The following is a 19092-nucleotide window of genomic DNA, read 5'->3' on the forward strand; positions in this document are numbered from 1 at the left end:
TTCTTATCATGATTCCTCTGTATCACGAGTGATCAAACGAATTGGGGTACCTTCAAATCCGAAAGCCTCCCTTAATTTATTTTCTAAATATCTTTCATAGGAAAAGTGCATTAACTCTTTATTATTAACAAAAATCACAAAAGTAGGTGGTTTTACCGCTACTTGGGTCACATATTTTATTTTTAAGCGTTTCCCCTTATCCGATGGAGGAGGTGTCATCATAATAGCATCTGCAATCACATCATTGAGAATTGAAGTAGATACCCTCATGGAATGAGCCTCTGCAACTTCATTTACAAGGGGCAATATCTTGTGAACTCTTTGTTTTGTTTTTGCCGAAACAAAAACAACAGGAGCATAAGTCATGAATTGAAACTCATCGCGAATCTTTTGTGTGAATTGATGCATAGTTTTATCATTTTTTTCTACGATATCCCATTTATTTATAACAAAAATACTGGCTTTTCCTGCTTCATGAGCATATCCGGCAATGCGCTTATCTTGTTCCGTTATCCCTGTGTAGCCATCAAGAACAACTAAGACAACATCGGCGTCATCAATCGCCTTTAAAGCTCTTAAAACACTGTATTTTTCCGTTGTTTCATAAATTTTACCTCTTTTTCGCATACCAGCAGTGTCCACTAAAATATAATCTTGATCTTCTGTTGAAAATGGTGTATCAATCGCATCACGAGTTGTGCCTGCTACGTTACTTACAATCACACGTTCTTCTCCTAATATTGCATTTACTAGAGAAGATTTACCAACATTGGGACGACCAATTAGCGCCACCCGAATGACATCGTCATCCTCTACTTCTTCTTCTTGTGGTGGAAAGTGGGAAACGATGGCATCTAGTAAATCTCCTAATCCAGTCAAATGAACGCCTGATACAGGATAGGGATCGCCAAAACCTAAAGAATAAAATTCATAAATCTCATCCAGCATTTTTTTATTATCGATTTTGTTCACAGCTAAGACAACTGGTTTTTTAGAACGATAAAGTAAGTCGGCCACTTCTTTATCTGCTGGTGTCAATCCCGTTTTTCCATCAACCACAAACACAATGACATCTGATTCATCAATAGCTAATTCTGCTTGGTGCTTTATCTGAACAAGAATTTCATCTTCTGCTCCAATTTCAATGCCGCCCGTATCAATAATGTGAAATTTATGGTTCAGCCATTCAGCTGTACTATAAATTCGGTCTCGTGTGACTCCTGGAGTATCCTCAACAATGGCAATCCTTTTTTGTGCAATACGGTTAAAAAGTGTAGATTTCCCTACATTTGGTCGACCTACAAGTGCTACTACTGGTTTTGACATCAACGATCAACCTTTCTATTCGAATGGAAAATATTTGCGTCTATAATATTATCAACAAAAGAATTAATCGATCAAGTCAATCCTTAATGTCGCACGATAATCAACGTTCCATTTTCTAAATCATGAGCGATTCCGTCTAAAATTTTTTCAAGCAGAAATGCTGTTCTTTGTAATTCTTCTTCACTTTTCGCGAAAAAGATTGGAGTGCCACTACTTTTCACTTGATCTGCGTTCATGGTAACAATCGCTAAAATATATTTCTCAATTGTCATTCCCATTTTTGTCCCTCTTTTCTTGCGAATCAGATGGTAACCGAATTGCACTTTCTAATACTGGTACAAGATTGACAATACGTATTGCTTCTTTTACATCTTTAATTTGAGGAAGAAAAAATATGCCTAACCTTCCATCATTTAAATCTCTTTTAATTAATGGAACTAGTGATGGTTCACCTGAATCACGATATATCCCTAATATGGTTGATAAATTATGAAGAATCGCTTGACGTTGTCCTAAATTCGCTAATGTTACACTGCTATTTAAATCTTTAGGCGTTATGATGATACCTATACCCTGTTTTTCAATTAATTCCTGTGTTGTATGTAAACCAATATTCATGATATATATATTTTCAACATATAGATGAGGTCCCTCTATTTTAATCCTTGCTGGTCTTACATCTGCGATATCTTTGATATTTAAACCTGACATATATTTTTGATTAATGACAATAGATAGGATTCCAGCCACAATACCTAATTTCCAATTGGAAAAACTAGTAACCATAGAAGTAAAAAAAGCAGTAAAAATCACTAAATAATTTCTACCTTCAAAAACCATCGCAATTCCTTCAATATAGGTCAAACCTCTTGGAACTAATTCTAGTTCATCTAATCTTGATAATGTTTGCCTTTCCATATTTCGAACTTCACGAAATTGTTGAGCAGCTAATCCTAAAAAGGTAATTGCTGTATAATTTTCTTCCAACAAAGCAGGTACTGCAACTGCACCTAATCCTGCAGCAATAAATCCTAACGATAGATGAATGATTTTACCGTGTCTATGGGTAGGGTATTGGCGATAATCTGTTCGCAACATGAAGATTCGACTGAAAAATCCTGCGAATACTCCAAGAATAACAGCAACCATCTCTTTATTCACCATTGATTTGTTTATTCCTCCAAATGTGAATTTTTCTTTGTTTGAACCATTGTTTGATATGTTCAAACAACATCCATGTCATCCAGACTTCTATTAACCCAAACACAAGGATATCTCTTACCATTTGTTCTCCTAATATAAATTCCTTTACTAAATGCCTTTCATTGGAATAAAGAAAAAATAATTCAAAAGCAATTGTTCCACCCAAATACAATTGAATGGCTTCCAGCAAATTCTGGGCCATAAAGAGAATAATCATGGTAAGAAACAAGGAAATTTGCAAAGATTCATCATAAATGATAAAAACTGGCTCCATATGCAAAACATTCTTTACCGCAAAATAGATGGCACCAACAAACATGGTTGAAGTAAACGAATAAATCCGATTCTGATCAAAATAAATCCATAGATAAAAATAAATGATCAGAGGAAGGACAAATCCTCCAAGATTTGCTTTTCCTTTCAAAAAAGGAATCTCAATCCAAGATAAGCAAAAGAATAAGATGATAAAAAATAATAATTTTTTTGGCTCTAAAGGAATTCTAGAACGAAACCATCCAGTACTATATAAAATAATAAAAATAAGAAGAAGTAGACTACCTGTTATCCCATTACGGTTTCAACCACCTTCCTTGCTTATATAAGTATTATTTCTTTTTTTCAACAAAAAAAACCCATGATTTACATGGGTTTAAGACTTCTAAGACAAGTTTTTAAATTCTTTTAATTTATCTCCGATAACATCACCTAAAGTAATAGTAAACCCTGAATCTTTTTTCTCGTATTCCGAAGGAATTTTTTCAATCTTCGTTTCTTTTTCTTCCGCTTCTTTTATACTTAAACTGAGGCGCTCTTTTTCACGGTCGATATCTAATACTTTCACATTGACTTGTTGGCCTGCCTTTAATACCTCACTTGGTTGACCAATGTGCCGATTTGTAATTTGAGAAATATGTACTAGACCTTCGACACCTGGCAACACTTCTACAAAAGCACCAAAGCTTGTTAGTCGCTTAACTGTACCCCGGTAGATTTCATTTATTTTTAATATTTCCATAGCTTTATCCCATGGGCTTGGTTCTGTTTCTTTAATACTTAAACTAATCTTTTCATTTTCGGGATCTAAACGAATGATTTTTACTTTCACTTTTTGACCTATTTTTAAAAGATCAGAAGGCTTTGCTACACGATCCCAAGAAATTTCCGATATATGAACAAGTCCATCAATTCCTCCAATATCAACAAATGCGCCAAAATCTGTAATTTTTCTTACAGTTCCTTCTGTAATATCACCTACATGAAACTTTAAAAATAAAGCTTTCTTCTTTTCCTTTTCTTCTTCTTCTAATACATCTTTTTGTGAAAGGATAACTCTATTTTTTTCTGGATTTAGTTCTACAATCTTAACTCGCAACGTTTTTCCTTTAAAATCAGATAGATCTTCAATATAATGATTTCCTACTAACGAAGCGGGAATAAAGCCGCGGACGCCTACATCGACAAGCAAACCACCTTTAACGATTTCCGCTACTTTCACTTCAAACACTTCATTGCTATCCATTCTTTTTTGCAATATTTTCCAAGCTTTTTCACGATCCACAGCTCTTTTTGAAAGAATTAATTTTTTTTCCTCATCATTAATCCGAAGAACTTTTAATTCTAATTCGTCCCCCACTTGTATTGCTTCTTCTATCTTCTCAATATGAATATTGGAGACTTCACCGATTGGAAGAATTCCATCGAATTTATAACCAACATCAATAATGGCTTGTTTATCTTCAATTTTGATTACCTTTCCTTTAACGATATCCCCTTTTTTTAATGTCGTTAGGTTGGTTAATTCATAATGATTCATTTCCATAAATGAGTTCCCTCCTAAGAAAAGTCATTCATTTGTATAAATAGTACACTTGCCGATCGGGAAAGTGCATATACACTATTTTAATTTTCGAAAAAAATAAATGAACATAAGCACAAATAAAAAACTTGTTACTACGATTGATAAAAATAAAATAGAAAGAGAAATTTGCTTTAGAAAAAAAAGTAAGATAAAAAGAAATAAAACAGTTAAATTTATTATAAAGCGAATTAAAACGTTCCATACCATTTTCTTTATTTGTAATAAAGAACAATTGAAAAGCAAACATCTTTTTACGATGATTTTACTTATGCTCAATAAAAAAAAGATGATTCCATAATAGATCATACTAATGATAAAAACAGTCATTTATCTAACCTTTCATTTCATCCAGTTGTTTTTGGATATGTGCCATTAAAATTCCAATAACTTCCTCTAAATCTTCCGATTTGACCTTTTCTTGTTTATATGAATCTAAAGGAATTGGTCGACCAATATTAATATGGATTGGCTGAAACCATTTATAGGTTGATTGAATCCCTACTGGAATAATTTCCGCATCTGATTTAATCGCAAGTAATGCAGCTCCAGGCATACCTTTTCCTAATTGCCCTGTTTTACTTCGTGTACCTTCTGGAAATATCCCAAGCACTTGATTCTCCTTTAGCACTTGAAAGGCTTGTTTAATCGCTTTTCGATCGTTGCCTCCCCTTTTCACAGGAAAAGCTCCAACCTTATATAAAAAAGCTCCAAATAAGGGAATTTTAAATAGTTCTTCTTTTGCCATAAAACGTATTGGACGATCAATTGCACTTGCTAATACTGGCGGATCATAATTACTGATATGATTTGCAATAAGAATTACTGGTCCAGAGGAAGGAATATTTTCTTTTCCTTTTACACGAAACTTAAAAAATAATTGAAAATAGGTTAAAACAATACGCCTGAGGGTTTTATATAATTTCATTTTTTCCACCCTCTTGAAATTTTTTGACTAATTGAAGGATACGAGTTACCACTTGATCAATGGATAATTGGGTTGTATCAATTAAAATGGCATCATTTGCTTTTTTTAATGGGCCGAATTTTCTTTCTTGATCTTGTTTATCCCGATTCGCGATATCTTGCTTTATCTCTTCAATTGATCCTTTATACCCTTGCAGTAACAATTCTTGATAACGCCTTTTTGCCCTTTCTTCAATGGAAGCGGTAAGAAAGATTTTTAAATCAGCATCAGGTAGAACATTCGTTCCTATATCCCGCCCATCCATAACGATATTTCCTTTTTCCGCCAATTGACGTTGGATTTTTAACATCTCTTTTCTAACCTGTTCATGTTTAGCAACAAGTGATACATATTTTGATATTTCCGGCGTTCTGATGTACTCAGTTACATCTTGGTTAGCTATCTTTACTCTTTGTTGATTATTTTCTATTTGAAATTCGATTGGATGTTTGACTAACAATGTTGCTAATTTTTCCCCATTATGTAAATCAATTTGTTCTTTTATTGCCATATATGTTAAGGCTCGATACATGGCACCCGTATCGATATATACAAAACCCAATTCTTTTGCCACTTTCTTTGCAACAGTACTTTTTCCGGCTCCCGCTGGTCCATCAATGGAAATCTTCATCGAAAAATCCTCCAAACAAAAAACATACAAAAAGCAGGACAATTGCCTGCTAATGCTGACTGAAATTTATTTAGAAAGACATTTTTAATTGTACTATAATCAGGTTGGGAAATCAATTTTAAACTGAATCGAACCTTCCATTTTTTCTATAGGTATAAAGGTTTTTCGAAAAAAATCAAATGAAAGGAGCAATTGCACTATGATTAAAATGGCAATAAATAAGAGTAAAATTTTTTTTAATAAGGATTCTACTTTAATCGATAACCGCAAAAAACGCTCTTCAAAAGGTTGATAACGATTTTTAGTCCCCATATTCATCACCTGTAAACTATTTTTTCCACTTTCTTTTAGGAACATTCAAATTTAGATCATTCCTTTTTTGTGTAGCTCTACTTGCCTTTGATAACAATAGCGAATGACTTTTGCTCTAGATGTTTCTGTGATTTTTGTGAATTTAATTGAGACCCAGTTTACTTTTGCATCCTCTTTTGGAGTAGAAATCCTTACAATTTCTGCTTGGTATTTTATATGTTCAATCTTGTCTTCTATAATATAAGGCAAAACAAGCCAACCATTTATTTTTATACCCTTTTGTAGGGGAATTGAATTTGGAACAACCATTTGCATTCCCCCGCCACTTAAATCAAGGGCCTTTACAACAAACCATTCTTTTTTTGGCCCATCTTCAAGGTGAAAGGAAGTTTCGATACTTACAGGAACTCTTAGAAAATTTCTTCGTTGTGACCGTTTTATTTGGTGAGGTTCTGGAAGTTGTAAAACGAGTAATTCTACTTGATCTTTTTTTTCATCAATTACGGTTGTATCAAACATATATTGGCCTTGATCTTTGGTTACAAAGAACAGTATAATTCTTCTTCCAACTGCTATTTTCTCCATTTTTCCTGTTTTTTCGTTGATTGGTATCTCAATACTAAGGTATTGATGATTGATCTCTGCAATTCTGGTTTTAAGTGGAAATTCATATTTAAAATCGGTACTCAGATACACCACTTGATTGATTTGTGGTAACATTCTCTCCCCTCCGCTATTGTGAAAAAACTTTTTACTCATTATAACATGAAAAGGGACCTTCGTGATTTGCCATACAAATCTTCAAAAGTCCCAATTCTACAGCTTATTTTGGCAGAATATCTCCATTTTTCATTTTTTCAACTAACTCTTCTTCTCCAGTTAATGCATTAATATAGATTTTATAATGGTTATTATCGAATAAAGTCGTAAATTCATAGGTTAATACTTCTTCTCCAATGTTATTGTTAACCACTGCTTGACGTGTAGCTAATATTTCTAGGTTAGAATTTACTTTCTTACGAGCATCCTCTTTTGTGATTTTTGGAGTAGGTATTTTTCGATTTTTGTGATTAAATACATATTCCGTTGACTGAAAACCGATAATCTCGCCATTATCTAAAGCCACTTTTACACTGACAACATCTGGATAAATCACTACACCGTTTTGCTGATAAGCATATGTGATGATATTCGTGTTATCAAAATCATCGATGCCAATTGGAACCATAGACTTGTAATGATGATTTTCTAAAAATTGTTTAGCTTTTGCCAGCGCTTGTTCAGTAGTTAAACGGCTTTCATTAACTGGGCGATTTTTGATCATCCAAACGACCTTTCCCCCAACTTTGGTTACATCAAGGTCAATTGTTGGATCTTTTTCGATTTGGACACTATACACTTCATAATTGGATCCTTTTCCAGATGATGATACTCTTACATCTTTATCGTTAATTGATAAACCTAAAAAGCGTAATGCAATTTGTTTTGCTTGCTCTTGTGTTATCAAACTCCCCTGCAAATTTTTCTCTTTCTCTTTTGTTTTCTTTTCAAGATTGGCTATTGCTGGTCCCCAATCAATTTCAGGGTATTCTTGAACCTTTTTCTCAATGGTTTTAAATCCATCAATAATCGTATTATCCGTTTTTTTATCTTGGTCTGCTAAAGCGATCTCCACGTCCATCCAGCGTAATTGATTGGTAAGCACCTTCGTTTGAACTTGATTTAATTCATGTTTAATATCTTTTGAATGTTTATACAATGTTTTCAACGTATTGTATTCTTTATCTGTTAATGGTTCTTTTTCCAAATCTCTTACAGCTACACGATATGTAAAATCAGCGATTTTCGATAAAAACTCTTCGGTTTTGCTAAAGGGCATTAATGTTAAAGGTAGTTGGGAGACGTCATTTTGAGCAGTATAAGCAAGTCTCCAAACGTTCACTAGTGAAGGAGAAAGTTGTCTTCTAGAATTTACAACAAGCGCCTTTCCAATTTCATCATGAAGAGAATCAATATGATAATTGAGATCATGAAAAGCTCGTTGATACTGGTTTTCAGCCTTAATTAGAATTGAATTTTTCTCTTGATTCTCTTGATAGCCCCAATAAGCTACTCCAACTAATGCGATAAGTAGAACAGGAATTAATATTCCAGTAACCCATTTAATCATTACAAATGTCACTCCTTTTATCGGCAAATATCCGATTTACCCATTTTTTTCCTTGCAACTTTTATAATCCATCTAGTTTTATTTTGTTATTGGGTAATATATGATCTTTATTATTTTGAGTTTAGAAAATGCATATTATGCAAAAACCTCCACTTCAATCATTTTATCCAGAATAATGAAAAATTTAACTGGTCCTTATTTAAGTTGTATATAATAATTGAAGATATATCACTTTTACTGCATGGAGGACAGAGTAAAAATGAGTAAAGTTGTCATTATCACAACTGGTGGCACGATCGCCATGAGTGAAGATCTAAAAACGAAAACAATAAAACCTATTGACCAAGACACGCTTGTTCAAATGATGCCTTATTTGGAAGAATACGGGCCTGTAGAAATGGATCATTTTATTAATATTCCAAGCCCTCATATGACTCCAGAAATTATGTATCAACTTACATTACATACGAATCAATATCTATCAAAAGAGGATATCTCTGGAGTTGTCATCACTCATGGTACAGATACATTAGAAGAAACTGCCTATTTTCTTGATTTACTTATTACAAGCGAAAAACCTGTCGTTGTAACAGGGGCAATGAGAAGTAGTAATGAACTTGGAGCTGACGGACCCTTAAATTTGATCAATTCCGTACGCGTTGCAAAAGCTCCATCTTCTCGTGGAAAAGGAGTTCTTGTCGTTTTTAATGATGAAATTCATGCTGCACGATATGTGACGAAAACGCACACCAGTAATATTGCAACGTTCCAATCCCCTTCTACAGGTCCAATTGGAACAGTTACCAAAAAAGAGATACGTTTTTCTCACGCTCCCTTAATTCGGGATACTTACGAATCAGTTCCTCCAAGTGCAAAAATTGGCCTAATTAAAGCAGCAGTTGGAATGGATGATTTATTAATCAATACCTATATTGACAATAATTATCAAGGGATTGTGATTGAGGCGTTAGGACAAGGAAATTTACCCCCAAAAATGGTAAAAGGGATTAAAAGGGCTATAGATAAGCAAATACCTATTGTCCTTGTTTCAAGGTCTTTTAACGGATTTGTTGATGATGTCTATGATTATGAAGGTGGGGGAAAACAGTTAAAACAATTAGGAGTTATATTCTCTAATGGCTTAAATGGGCAAAAAGCGAGAATTAAGTTAATGGTGACCTATCATTTATTTAAAGAAAAAAGCGAAGATTTACAGAAATATTTTGATCGATAAAAAAATGCGTTAAAAACGTTAAAAGGAGGATGTCCCAAAAGGTCGGTAAAACGACTTTTTGAGGACAGCCTCCTGCTTTTGTTTTTACATCATTTGGATATTTTTTACTTTCTCAAAGGATCTGTTTCTTCTCATCCCCGTATGTTCTCCCTTTTTCTTTTCCTTGGGTGGACGGTGACCGCCCACTTTTTCAAATTGTGGGCAGCACAAATAAGCCCCCATTCCACAGTAATTTTTGGAAGCCCTCTTAACAAAAAGCGATGGAATTGCTGGTTGTGCTTGATTTGCCCAAACACCGGCTCGTTTTCGACTTGTCGTTTTCGGTACGTCGCCGCCCCTTCTTCCGTGGACAGCCGTTCCCGGATTTCCTGCCGTTGTTGTTGATGTTTTAAAGATACGCAGATGGTTTTCGTGCCTTTGCCTTTGGCGCAAATCCACTCATCCAGCTCCTCATCATACGTCATGTTCTCGATTCGCCCGATCTCTTTCGCCCACGCTTTCGTTTGTTCTCGGTCTAACGTGTTGTACTTGATCAGTGCGACATCCTCTTTTTCTCGCAGTACGTGTAGTTCTCCTCACTCCCATAGGCGGAATCCGCAATGGCTCGTTTGGGCATCGGGCGTCCATAGGCGGCCAATTGCTCAAAATGCGGAATGAAACATCCGGCATCTCCCGCCCGTTGATGCACGCTAAATCCTACGATAAATTGGTTTTCCGTTCCCATTTGTACATTGTATCCCGGTTTTAACTGGCCATTTTTCATATGGTCGTCTTTCATCCGCATGAATGTCGCATCCGGATCTGTCTTCGAAAAGCTGTTCCGTTCACCTAATACTTCTTTGTATTCTTCATATTTTTTCTTGCGTGGAAGAAGCTCTTGTTCCAATTGCCGTTTGGCTTTCTTTAACGTGCGGTTCTTCGGCTCTTTCTTTAGGCGCTCTTCCACTTGTTCGATCACGGCTTCGATCTCTTCGGACGTGATCGGTGAAGCCTCCAGCTTTTCTTGAAAATCCCCTTCTTGTTCTGCCTCTTCGTCTTCTTTCGCCACCTGTTCGATCGTGGCCACGATTTGCCGGAATTTCTCTTCCAACTTCTGATCGTACTTTTCCGTTGATTTGCGCCAAACAAATGTGTATTTGTTGGCATTGGCTTCGATTTTCGTTCCATCCAGAAAGTAATCCTCTAGTTTGACGAGCCCTTCTTGACGCAGAAGATCGACAATGGAGAAAAACGTTTCGTAAATGATGTCTTTCATCCGTTCCGACCGAAATCGGTTGATCGTGCGAAAATCCGGTGTTTGATGGCCGGATAGCCACATAAAGTAAATGTTTTCTTTCAACTGCTTGGCGATTTGGCGAGAGGAGTAGATCCGATTGGCATAGGCATACAGGATGACTTTTAACATCATTTTCGGATGATAGGCTGGGCGGCCTCCGCCAGGATAGAGGGAAACGAGCAGAGCCGGATCCATTTTTCCACTGCTAGATCCACGATCCGGCAAAGATGATGTTCTGGAATGAGAATTTCAAGATCCATTGGCAAAATGAGTTGATCTCGGTTATAATAAATGTACATAAGAAAACCGTCCTTTCTTGGTAGGGTTGTGGTGACTCTATTATACCAAAAAAGGAACGGTTTTCTTCTTTTTTTGCCTAAAAAAGTGTCCCAATAGCGAACGCTATGCGAACGCTTTTGGGACAGCCTCTTGTTCATTATACCCAACCACGGAATCGGGCAGCTTCAGCCATTCGGCGAACACCGACCATATAGGCTGCTAACCTCATATTAACTTTACGAGAAATTGCAGTATTATATACGTTTTCAAAAGCCTTTACCATTACCTCTTCTAATTTTCTCCAAACTTCTTCTTCTGACCAATAATACCCTTGGTTATTCTGTACCCATTCAAAATAGGATACCGTAACCCCACCAGCATTTGCTAAAACATCGGGTACAATTAAAATGCCACGATCCGTAAGAATTCTTGTCGCCTCATTTGTTGTTGGTCCATTTGCTGCTTCAACAATAATTTTCGCCTTAATGCGATGAGCATTTTCTGCTGTGATTTGATTTTCTATTGCCGCAGGAACCAAAATGTCACATTCTTTTTCCAGTAATTCTTTGTTGGTAATCGTATTGTTAAATTGTTTCGTCACGGTACCAAACGAATCCCTTTTATCTAAAAGATAATCAATATCTAAACCATTTTCGTCGTACAAGGCACCATAAGCATCAGAAATACCGATAACTTTTGCGCCGGCATCATACATGAACTTGGATAAGTAACTCCCCGCATTGCCAAAACCCTGAACGATGACCTTTGCACCTTCTAATTGGATTCCCTTTTTCTTTGCAGCCTCTCGAATCATGATTGCAACTCCTTTTGCAGTTGCTGACTCACGCCCGTGTGATCCGCCTAATACAAGAGGCTTACCAGTAATAAAACCAGGAGAATCGAATTCACGAATACGGCTATATTCATCCATCATCCAGGCCATAATTTGCGAATTGGTAAAAACATCTGGTGCAGGAATATCTTTTGTAGGGCCTACGATTTGGCTAATCGCACGTACATATCCACGACTTAATCGTTCTAGTTCCCTAAAAGACATTTCACGGGGATCACAGACAATTCCGCCCTTACCACCACCATAGGGTAAATTCATAATACCTGCCTTAATACTCATCCACATCGAAAGCGCTTTCACTTCATCCTCTGTTACATCTGGATGAAATCGAACTCCACCCTTTGTTGGGCCGACAGCATCATTATGCTGAGCACGATAACCGGTAAATACCTTTACTTCACCATTATCCATTCTTACAGGTATACGAACGGTAAGGAGTCGTAAAGGCTCTTTTAACAATTCATACATCACTTCTGGATAACCTAGTTTTTCTAATGCTTCTTTAATAACGGCCTGTGTTGCGTGAAGTACATTTAAATTTTCTTTATCTTTAACTTCACTTTCACTATTTTCACCGGTTATCACGTCGTTTTGTCCCATTGTTTACCACCTCTAATATGTTTATAAGTTCTACCAGTAGTATACATCGTTAAATTTCGAATGAGAAGATATTTTTTCCTAATCTGTATATTCTGATGCTTCTGAAAACTCGCCGATTACGCGATTAAATAGGAATTGAACCCTTCCTAAAGCTCCATTTCGATTCTTCTTAAGCTCTAATATAATAGGAATTTTGTGGTCTTTTGATTGTTCTTCTAAGCTTAAATAAACATCGACAGATGCAAGTAAACCATTTGGCAATTCCTCTTCTGCTAATGATGTTGCCAAAATTATCGGTAACCCCCAGGCTCTTGATAATGAATTCAGGTGGAAAGTTACTTGAAGTTGTTGTTCCTCGTTTACAATGCCTTTTCCCTTATTCACTTGAATCCTTTGTAAGTGATAAAAAATAATCACAGGTTTTGTATCTAATCCTTGAAGAATTTTACTGATATAAATGGTAATTTCCTCTAAACTTGATGTTAGCGAAGCTTCAACTATCCAAATACGTTTGGCAATCTCTGCATACTTTTGATTTGCTAATTGAATATCTTTAATCTGTGCCTTTCCAGACAGTACAACCTGAATAGGATGCTTGGAAAATCGCGCCATTGTCCGAACCCACAACTCAAAAGCAGTCATATCCCATGATACATAAATAACTGGAACATGTTTGGCAATTTGATCTGTGAGTTGTTTTAAAAACGTTGTTTTTCCTACGGATACATTTCCGCCAAATAGGTATAATCCTTCTTGTAAGCCCCCCATAAGTAAGTGATCTAAATCTTGAAAACCTGTTTTAATCCCGCTTACGATTCCCTTATGCCTTTTATTGTATTCTTCTTGATAGATGATCAGGTTCTTTTGTTCAGAAGCAATCGGACGAGAGATACTTTCTTCTAATGTTAAATTAATCAATTTAATAAATTGTTCCACTGGATCCTTTACTCGAACGAAAAAATCATTAATATCTTTTAGACCTTGAGGCAGTCTGATTACATATAGCTCTTTTATATAAGGTTCTAAGATTTTTGCTAAACGAATGCTTTCTCTTCTTCCTAACTCATCATTGCCAAAACAAATAAAAACCCGTTTTCCTTCCATTTGTGCGATTTGTTCATTATATAATTGATGATCAACCATACAAACGGCTGGTAAATTCACTTGATCTAGTGATAATACATCAAAAATGGAGTTACAAAAAATGACATCTTGTGATTGTTCTAATACGGTTTCATTGAAAAAGACATTTCCTATCCCAATAAGAGATTTATATTTTGGTTCTTTACCATCTAAACTTCGACCAATAAAATCAACAACTTTTCTTTTTTTTGTATATAACGGAAAAACAATACGATTTCGAAAATATCCTTTAAAATCTTTATAATAGGGTTTAAAACCAATCGTATCTTTTTCATAACCAATATTAAATTTTTCAATCGTATCCTGCGTAATTCCTCTTTCTCTTAAATATTGTTTGGCTTCCTCAGATAATTGGTCTTGATAATATTTTACTAATCGAATCATCTCTTCATCAGAAATCGATCTTTGCACTTTTTTGTTTGGTTCCTCCATTTTTTCCCTCCCCCTTTTATTGTATCGAAGATTTAATTATCAGAAAATTCTTTTTTAATAAAAAGAACTTCCTGTATTTATTTTCTACAAGAAGCTCTTATTTTTCACATTACTTGTTTTGTTTCGTAAAACGATGTAAAGTAATTTCTACAAGACGATAGACCATATCTTCATAACTAAGGCCAATTGCTTTTGCAGCATCAGGGTATAAACTGGTTTCGGTCATCCCAGGAAGAGTATTTACTTCCAAAATGACAGGTAAGCTTTTATCTTTTGGAATAATAAAGTCTACTCTTGAGAGGGTAGAGCAACCTAATGCTTGATGAGCAGCTACCGCCCATTTTTTGATCATATTTTCCACATTTTTATCAATCCTTGCTGGGATAATATGTTCACTGCCACCAACTGAATATTTAGACTCATAATCATAATAAGAATTTTTATTTGGTACGATTTCTATAATAGGTAAAGCTTCGATATTTTGTTCCGTTTCAAGGATTGCTACTGTGACTTCGGTTCCATCAATAAATTCCTCTATGAGGATCTCTGTATCATATAAAAAGGCTTCTTCTAGCGCTTTTGTTAAATCCTCTCGTTTTTTTACGATCGATAAACCAATCGTTGAACCTTCTTGATTAGGTTTAACAACAAGGGGATACCCAATCTCCTCTTCAATTCTCTTTATGTCAATAAATTGTTCACGGGTTAATACAATATCTTTTGCGGTACGTATTCCTGCATGGTCAAATATTCTTTTTGCTCTTGCCTTATCCATTGCTAATGCACTAGCTAATACACCAGAACCAACGTAAGGAATTTCTAAAATATCTAAAAGACCTTGAATTTTTCCATCTTCTCCATAACGACCATGTAAAGCTAAAAAAACTACATCAATATCCTTTAATTCATGAATAAAATCTTTTGATACAAAGTCAATTTCTTTCACATTGCATCCCTTTGATCTTAGAGCACTTGCCACACCTTTTCCGCTTTTTATTGAAACTTCCCTTTCTTTTGATTTGCCACCATAAATGACAGCTACATTCACTTTTCGTTCAACTCCCCAAATAATATTGTTAATCTCTTAGATAGGTTCAAAAAAGTCGGTTCGACGTGAACCGACTACCTTTCTTATGAAAAGTGAGAAACTAATACCTTTACCGCATCTTCTTCGATAATCACGGTCCCGTATTCCTCTAAGACTGCCTTAGAAATTGGCGAGACCTCGCCATATTCAGATAATAAAGCAATAAAGGTTTCAATCCCATTATCCCGAACATCCATCGGGTCAATGAGTAAAATATAATGTTCTTTATAATAGTAAAGTGTTCCTCCGTATAGCAAATACGGATTGATTGTTTTAGCAGCACTTAACACATCTTCGAAATCTTTAAAAGCAAAAATAATAGCATCACTTTCTTCTAATGTTACCTCTAAGGCAAATAAGTCATCATCAAATTCTTCTTCATTCCATATTCTTTGTTTTCCTCTTGAAACAATCACAACCATACCCTGAGCAGGAATGGCAAATATTTCAACAGCAACAGGACCAGATAATTCAAACCCTAATTCCTGATATGCTTGTTCCATAATTTCATTAAATAGATCATGAACTTTTGGTACGTCATTCCAAAGGTCTTCTTTTTTTATACCCCGATCACTTAAATCATCGAACGTTAAGAATATTTTTATTTTATCTTGACCCAATCTTTCAACACGCATATAAGGGTCCCCCCTTCTATTTAAAACTGTAATACAGAATATGTTATAAAAAATGATTTCGTTCAACATGAATAAAATTTAAAGAGTATAAAAGATATTATAACAGCAATTACTTCAAATGAAAATGAATGATATATTTTTTATATCATCTTATTAACGTAAAACCTTTTTTATTTGTTTCTAAATAATAAAATCGGAGAAACTATTGCAAACAAAAAAAGTGTACCAGAAATCGTACACTTTTTTTGTTTTCTTTCTTAAATTACGATTGAAGTTCTTTCGCTTTTTGAGCTAATTCTTTTTCAGACCCATGCAAGAAAGTATCAAATAGTTCTCCTTTTTGTTTGCTTTCTAAATGATTTAAATTCTGTAATTCATATTGATCATGTTTTTGTTGCTGAATTCGAGATTCTTGGTTTTGATTTTGGTTGCTTTTATGCATCATTTTATTTGCAATCCAAATGCCCCCAAGCATTCCTGCAACCATTCCCCAAAAAAAGGAACGATTTTGATTTTTATGTCGATTAAACATTTACAATCAACTCCTAAATAAAAAATGTCATCAATTATAGATTTTTCCTAAGAATAGACCGATATATACAGAAAAAACATACCATTTCTGGTATGTTTCGTAACTGACCTCTGACTTCCAACTTCTCATTGCTATTTTGGCAGGGGTGGCAGGAATTGAACCCACACTAACGGTTTTGGAGACCGCTGTTCTACCATTAAACTACACCCCTTTATTTGGTAGCAGCGAAGGGAATCGAACCCCCGACCTTATGGGTATGAACCGTACGCTCTAGCCGTCTGAGCTACACCGCCAAATATTTGTTCTCTTTTAAAATTGACAATTCGTTTGTTTCTACTAAATCTGATTTCCGACATATGAATTTTTGATCTCTCTTAAGACGGAGAGAAATTCGAACCCTGCTGATCATTTGCCCACTAACGGTTTTGCAAACCGCCCTCTTTAGCCACTTTAGTACTCTCCACAAGGAAAAGAAGATAAAAAAATGGCTCCTCGTGCAGGACTCGAACCTGCGACAACTCGGTTAACAGCCGAGTGCTCTACCGACTGAGCTAACGAGGAACGTACGTTATATATTTTAATCAGAGCAAAAGAAAAAATCAAGTTTTTTTAAAAAATTAAAGAAAAATATCCCTAATGAGAAAGCCATTAGGGATATTTTTTCTCGTTTTCTTAAGGAATCATCCAAGATAAAAAATACGCTTGAACATAGGTCATAATACTGATGATGATTACAAACATAATACTATGTTTAAAAGTAAAACGGAAAAGGTCTCCTTCTTTTCCGACTAAACCAGTAGAAGCGGTTGCTACAGCAATCGATTGTGGTGAAATCATTTTACCTGTTACTCCACCACTTGAGTTCGCTGCAACGGTTAGAACCGGATTTACGCCAATTTGATTAGCAGTGATTTTTTGTAAATTACCAAATAATGCATTTGCAGAAGTATCACTACCTGTTAAAAATACTCCTAACCAACCAAGAATTGGTGCAAAGAATGGGAATAAGTGTCCTGTTTTTGCCAATGCTAATCCCAGTGTTCCGCTCATACCTGCATAGTTATAAATATATGCAAGACCTAAAACAGAAGAAATCGTAATGATCGGAAACTTCAATTCATTAAGTGTCTCAGCAAATGTATTTAACCAATCTCTCATGCTCATTCCAACGATAAACTTACTTATAAAAGCTGCTAATAAGATTGCTGTACCAGCTGCTGCAAGCCAATCAAATTTGAACACTGCTGCGTATGGTGTTGCTTTGGTCACGATAGGTGCCGTTTGCATCACTGCTTTATCTAATCCAGGAATATGGAATTTAATAGTGGTTTGACCTAGAATATTTTTTATCGATGGAATACCCCAGATGATAATAAAAGCTGTTAATAAGATAAATGGAGACCATGCCTTAATAATTTGTCCAGTAGTATATGTTTGATGATTTTGAGTACTTGTCTTAACGGTTTCATTTTTAAATCGGAAAATAGTTTTTGGTTTCCAAACCTTTAAAAACAAAGCTGTAGCCACTAAACTGAATAAAGCGGAAGTAATATCAGGAAGCTCTGGCCCGATAAAATTCGATGTGAAATACTGTGCAATAGCAAAGGATCCACCAGATACAAGAATTGCTGGCATAACCTCTTTTGTACCTTTCCATCCTGACATTATAAAGACTAACCAGAATGGAACGAAGAATGATAAGAATGGTAACTGACGGCCAACCATTTGACTAATCAAAAAAGGGTCAATACCTGTTGTATTTCCTGCAACAATAACTGGGATACCAATCGCTCCAAAGGCTACAGGTGCCGTATTTGCAATTAACGCTAAACCAGCAGCGTATAACGGTTCAAATCCTAATCCAACTAATAACGCTGCTGAGATAGCAACTGGTGTTCCATAACCAGCTGCTCCCTCAAGAAAAGCACCAAATGAAAACGCAATCAATAATGCCTGTAAACGTCTATCCTCTGTAATTGTAACTACAGATGAACGAATAATATCAAATTGTCCTGTTTTTACTGTGATTTTATACAAAAATACGGCAGTAACAATAATCCAACTGATTGGCCAAATACCATATAATGCTCCATACCCTGTTGTTAATAATGCTAGATTTATTGGCATTCCATATACAAGAATAGCGATAATAATAGAAAGAAGAACAGTTGTTATTCCTGCAATATGGCCTTTCATCCTCTTAATGGCTAAAGCCCAAAGGTAATAAACCATTGGAATTGCAGAGATTAATGCTGAAAGAAAAATTGAATTCATTGGATCATAAATCTGAGTCCACATATACCTCACCCCATAATCAAATTAATCATATTGAATGAATCTTTTATCCTTATTCCCTTTGACACCCCCTAAGAATTAAAACGTTTTCTTTTTCAAAAAAAAAAATCATATTTATTGATTGCATGGTCATCAGATAACCTGTAAACTATACACTCTTATTAAATAACAAATCTTTAAAATAATCAATAATTTTTTTATTGATTCAATCTTCCTTATAAAACAACATAGAATAATCAAATTTCCCTTTTGAAAAAAAAAT

The 19092-nt window shown here is 35.2% G+C and carries 17 protein-coding genes, 3 tRNA genes and 1 pseudogene; 1 reads left to right on the forward strand and 20 read right to left on the reverse strand.

The window, feature by feature from the left end; translation table 11 throughout:
* Positions 1-6: 6 nt before the first annotated feature.
* The 10 genes from der to ypeB all read right to left on the reverse strand — a co-directional run bounded on the left by der (position 7) and on the right by ypeB (position 8464).
* The gene (gene der / locus ACMW72_RS05235; RefSeq protein WP_418367797.1) at positions 7-1326 is read right to left on the reverse strand and encodes a ribosome biogenesis GTPase Der; all 1320 of its coding nucleotides are present in this window, start codon (positions 1324-1326) and stop codon (positions 7-9) included.
* Positions 1327-1409: 83 nt separating this feature from the next.
* On the reverse strand, positions 1410-1604 hold the full coding sequence (locus ACMW72_RS05240; RefSeq protein ID WP_418367798.1) for a capping complex subunit for YIEGIA: 195 nt from the start codon (positions 1602-1604) through the stop codon (positions 1410-1412).
* Entirely contained in the window at positions 1588-2490 is a 903-nt protein-coding gene (locus tag ACMW72_RS05245) for a YIEGIA family protein (protein ID WP_418367799.1), read from the reverse strand. Before ACMW72_RS05245 ends, ACMW72_RS05240 begins: the two co-directional genes overlap by 17 nt.
* Positions 2480-3094 (reverse strand): hypothetical protein, encoded by a 615-nt coding sequence (locus ACMW72_RS05250; RefSeq protein WP_418367960.1) that lies wholly within the window; start codon positions 3092-3094, stop codon positions 2480-2482. The genes ACMW72_RS05245 and ACMW72_RS05250 overlap by 11 nt, the downstream gene beginning before the upstream one ends.
* Before the next feature lie 93 nt (positions 3095-3187).
* On the reverse strand, positions 3188-4348 hold the full coding sequence (gene rpsA, locus ACMW72_RS05255; protein ID WP_418367800.1) for a 30S ribosomal protein S1: 1161 nt from the start codon (positions 4346-4348) through the stop codon (positions 3188-3190).
* A 370-nt stretch (positions 4349-4718) separates the two neighbouring features.
* Entirely contained in the window at positions 4719-5312 is a 594-nt protein-coding gene (locus ACMW72_RS05260; protein ID WP_418367801.1) for a lysophospholipid acyltransferase family protein, read from the reverse strand.
* Positions 5299-5982, reverse strand: coding sequence for a (d)CMP kinase (gene cmk / locus ACMW72_RS05265; protein ID WP_418367802.1), 684 nt, complete (start codon positions 5980-5982; stop codon positions 5299-5301). Before cmk ends, ACMW72_RS05260 begins: the two co-directional genes overlap by 14 nt.
* 99 nt (positions 5983-6081) lie before the next feature.
* Positions 6082-6294 carry a hypothetical protein gene (locus ACMW72_RS05270; RefSeq protein WP_418367803.1) on the reverse strand — a complete coding sequence of 71 codons (213 nt, stop codon included), beginning with the start codon at positions 6292-6294 and terminating at the stop codon, positions 6082-6084.
* A gap of 51 nt (positions 6295-6345) precedes the next feature.
* Positions 6346-7014 (reverse strand): flagellar brake protein, encoded by a 669-nt coding sequence (locus ACMW72_RS05275; RefSeq protein WP_418367804.1) that lies wholly within the window; start codon positions 7012-7014, stop codon positions 6346-6348.
* A 103-nt stretch (positions 7015-7117) separates the two neighbouring features.
* Positions 7118-8464, reverse strand: coding sequence for a germination protein YpeB (gene ypeB / locus ACMW72_RS05280; protein WP_418367805.1), 1347 nt, complete (start codon positions 8462-8464; stop codon positions 7118-7120).
* A 259-nt stretch (positions 8465-8723) separates the two neighbouring features.
* On the opposite strand from ypeB, the gene ACMW72_RS05285 reads away from it, so the two are divergent.
* On the forward strand, positions 8724-9698 hold the full coding sequence (locus ACMW72_RS05285) for an asparaginase (protein WP_418367806.1): 975 nt from the start codon (positions 8724-8726) through the stop codon (positions 9696-9698).
* Between the two features lie 131 nt (positions 9699-9829).
* Here ACMW72_RS05285 and ACMW72_RS05290 read toward each other — a convergent pair.
* The 10 genes and pseudogenes from ACMW72_RS05290 to ACMW72_RS05335 form a co-directional block, all read right to left on the reverse strand.
* Positions 9830-11273: pseudogene (locus tag ACMW72_RS05290) on the reverse strand (IS1182 family transposase).
* 137 nt (positions 11274-11410) lie between these two features.
* Positions 11411-12706: a Glu/Leu/Phe/Val family dehydrogenase gene (locus ACMW72_RS05295; protein ID WP_418367807.1), complete on the reverse strand. Its 1296-nt coding sequence runs from the start codon at positions 12704-12706 to the stop codon at positions 11411-11413.
* A 78-nt stretch (positions 12707-12784) separates the two neighbouring features.
* The gene (locus ACMW72_RS05300; protein ID WP_418367808.1) at positions 12785-14281 is read right to left on the reverse strand and encodes a DnaB-like helicase C-terminal domain-containing protein; all 1497 of its coding nucleotides are present in this window, start codon (positions 14279-14281) and stop codon (positions 12785-12787) included.
* Positions 14282-14390: 109 nt separating this feature from the next.
* Positions 14391-15329, reverse strand: coding sequence for a D-alanine--D-alanine ligase family protein (locus tag ACMW72_RS05305; RefSeq protein WP_418367809.1), 939 nt, complete (start codon positions 15327-15329; stop codon positions 14391-14393).
* Between the two features lie 83 nt (positions 15330-15412).
* The gene (locus ACMW72_RS05310) at positions 15413-16003 is read right to left on the reverse strand and encodes a genetic competence negative regulator (protein WP_418367810.1); all 591 of its coding nucleotides are present in this window, start codon (positions 16001-16003) and stop codon (positions 15413-15415) included.
* Positions 16004-16265: 262 nt separating this feature from the next.
* A complete protein-coding gene (locus tag ACMW72_RS05315) occupies positions 16266-16535 on the reverse strand; it encodes a hypothetical protein (RefSeq protein ID WP_418367811.1) in 270 nt (89 codons plus the stop codon).
* A gap of 137 nt (positions 16536-16672) precedes the next feature.
* Positions 16673-16746: transfer RNA gene (locus tag ACMW72_RS05320), tRNA-Trp, on the reverse strand.
* A gap of 5 nt (positions 16747-16751) precedes the next feature.
* Positions 16752-16828 (reverse strand) — tRNA-Met (locus ACMW72_RS05325).
* Between the two features lie 192 nt (positions 16829-17020).
* Positions 17021-17096, reverse strand: a tRNA-Asn gene (locus ACMW72_RS05330).
* Positions 17097-17207: 111 nt separating this feature from the next.
* Positions 17208-18833 carry a lactate permease LctP family transporter gene (locus tag ACMW72_RS05335; RefSeq protein WP_418367812.1) on the reverse strand — a complete coding sequence of 542 codons (1626 nt, stop codon included), beginning with the start codon at positions 18831-18833 and terminating at the stop codon, positions 17208-17210.
* Positions 18834-19092: the final 259 nt, after the last annotated feature.

It is taken from the genome of Tepidibacillus sp. LV47, assembly GCF_048381575.1.
GTDB lineage: Bacteria > Bacillota > Bacilli > Tepidibacillales > Tepidibacillaceae > Tepidibacillus.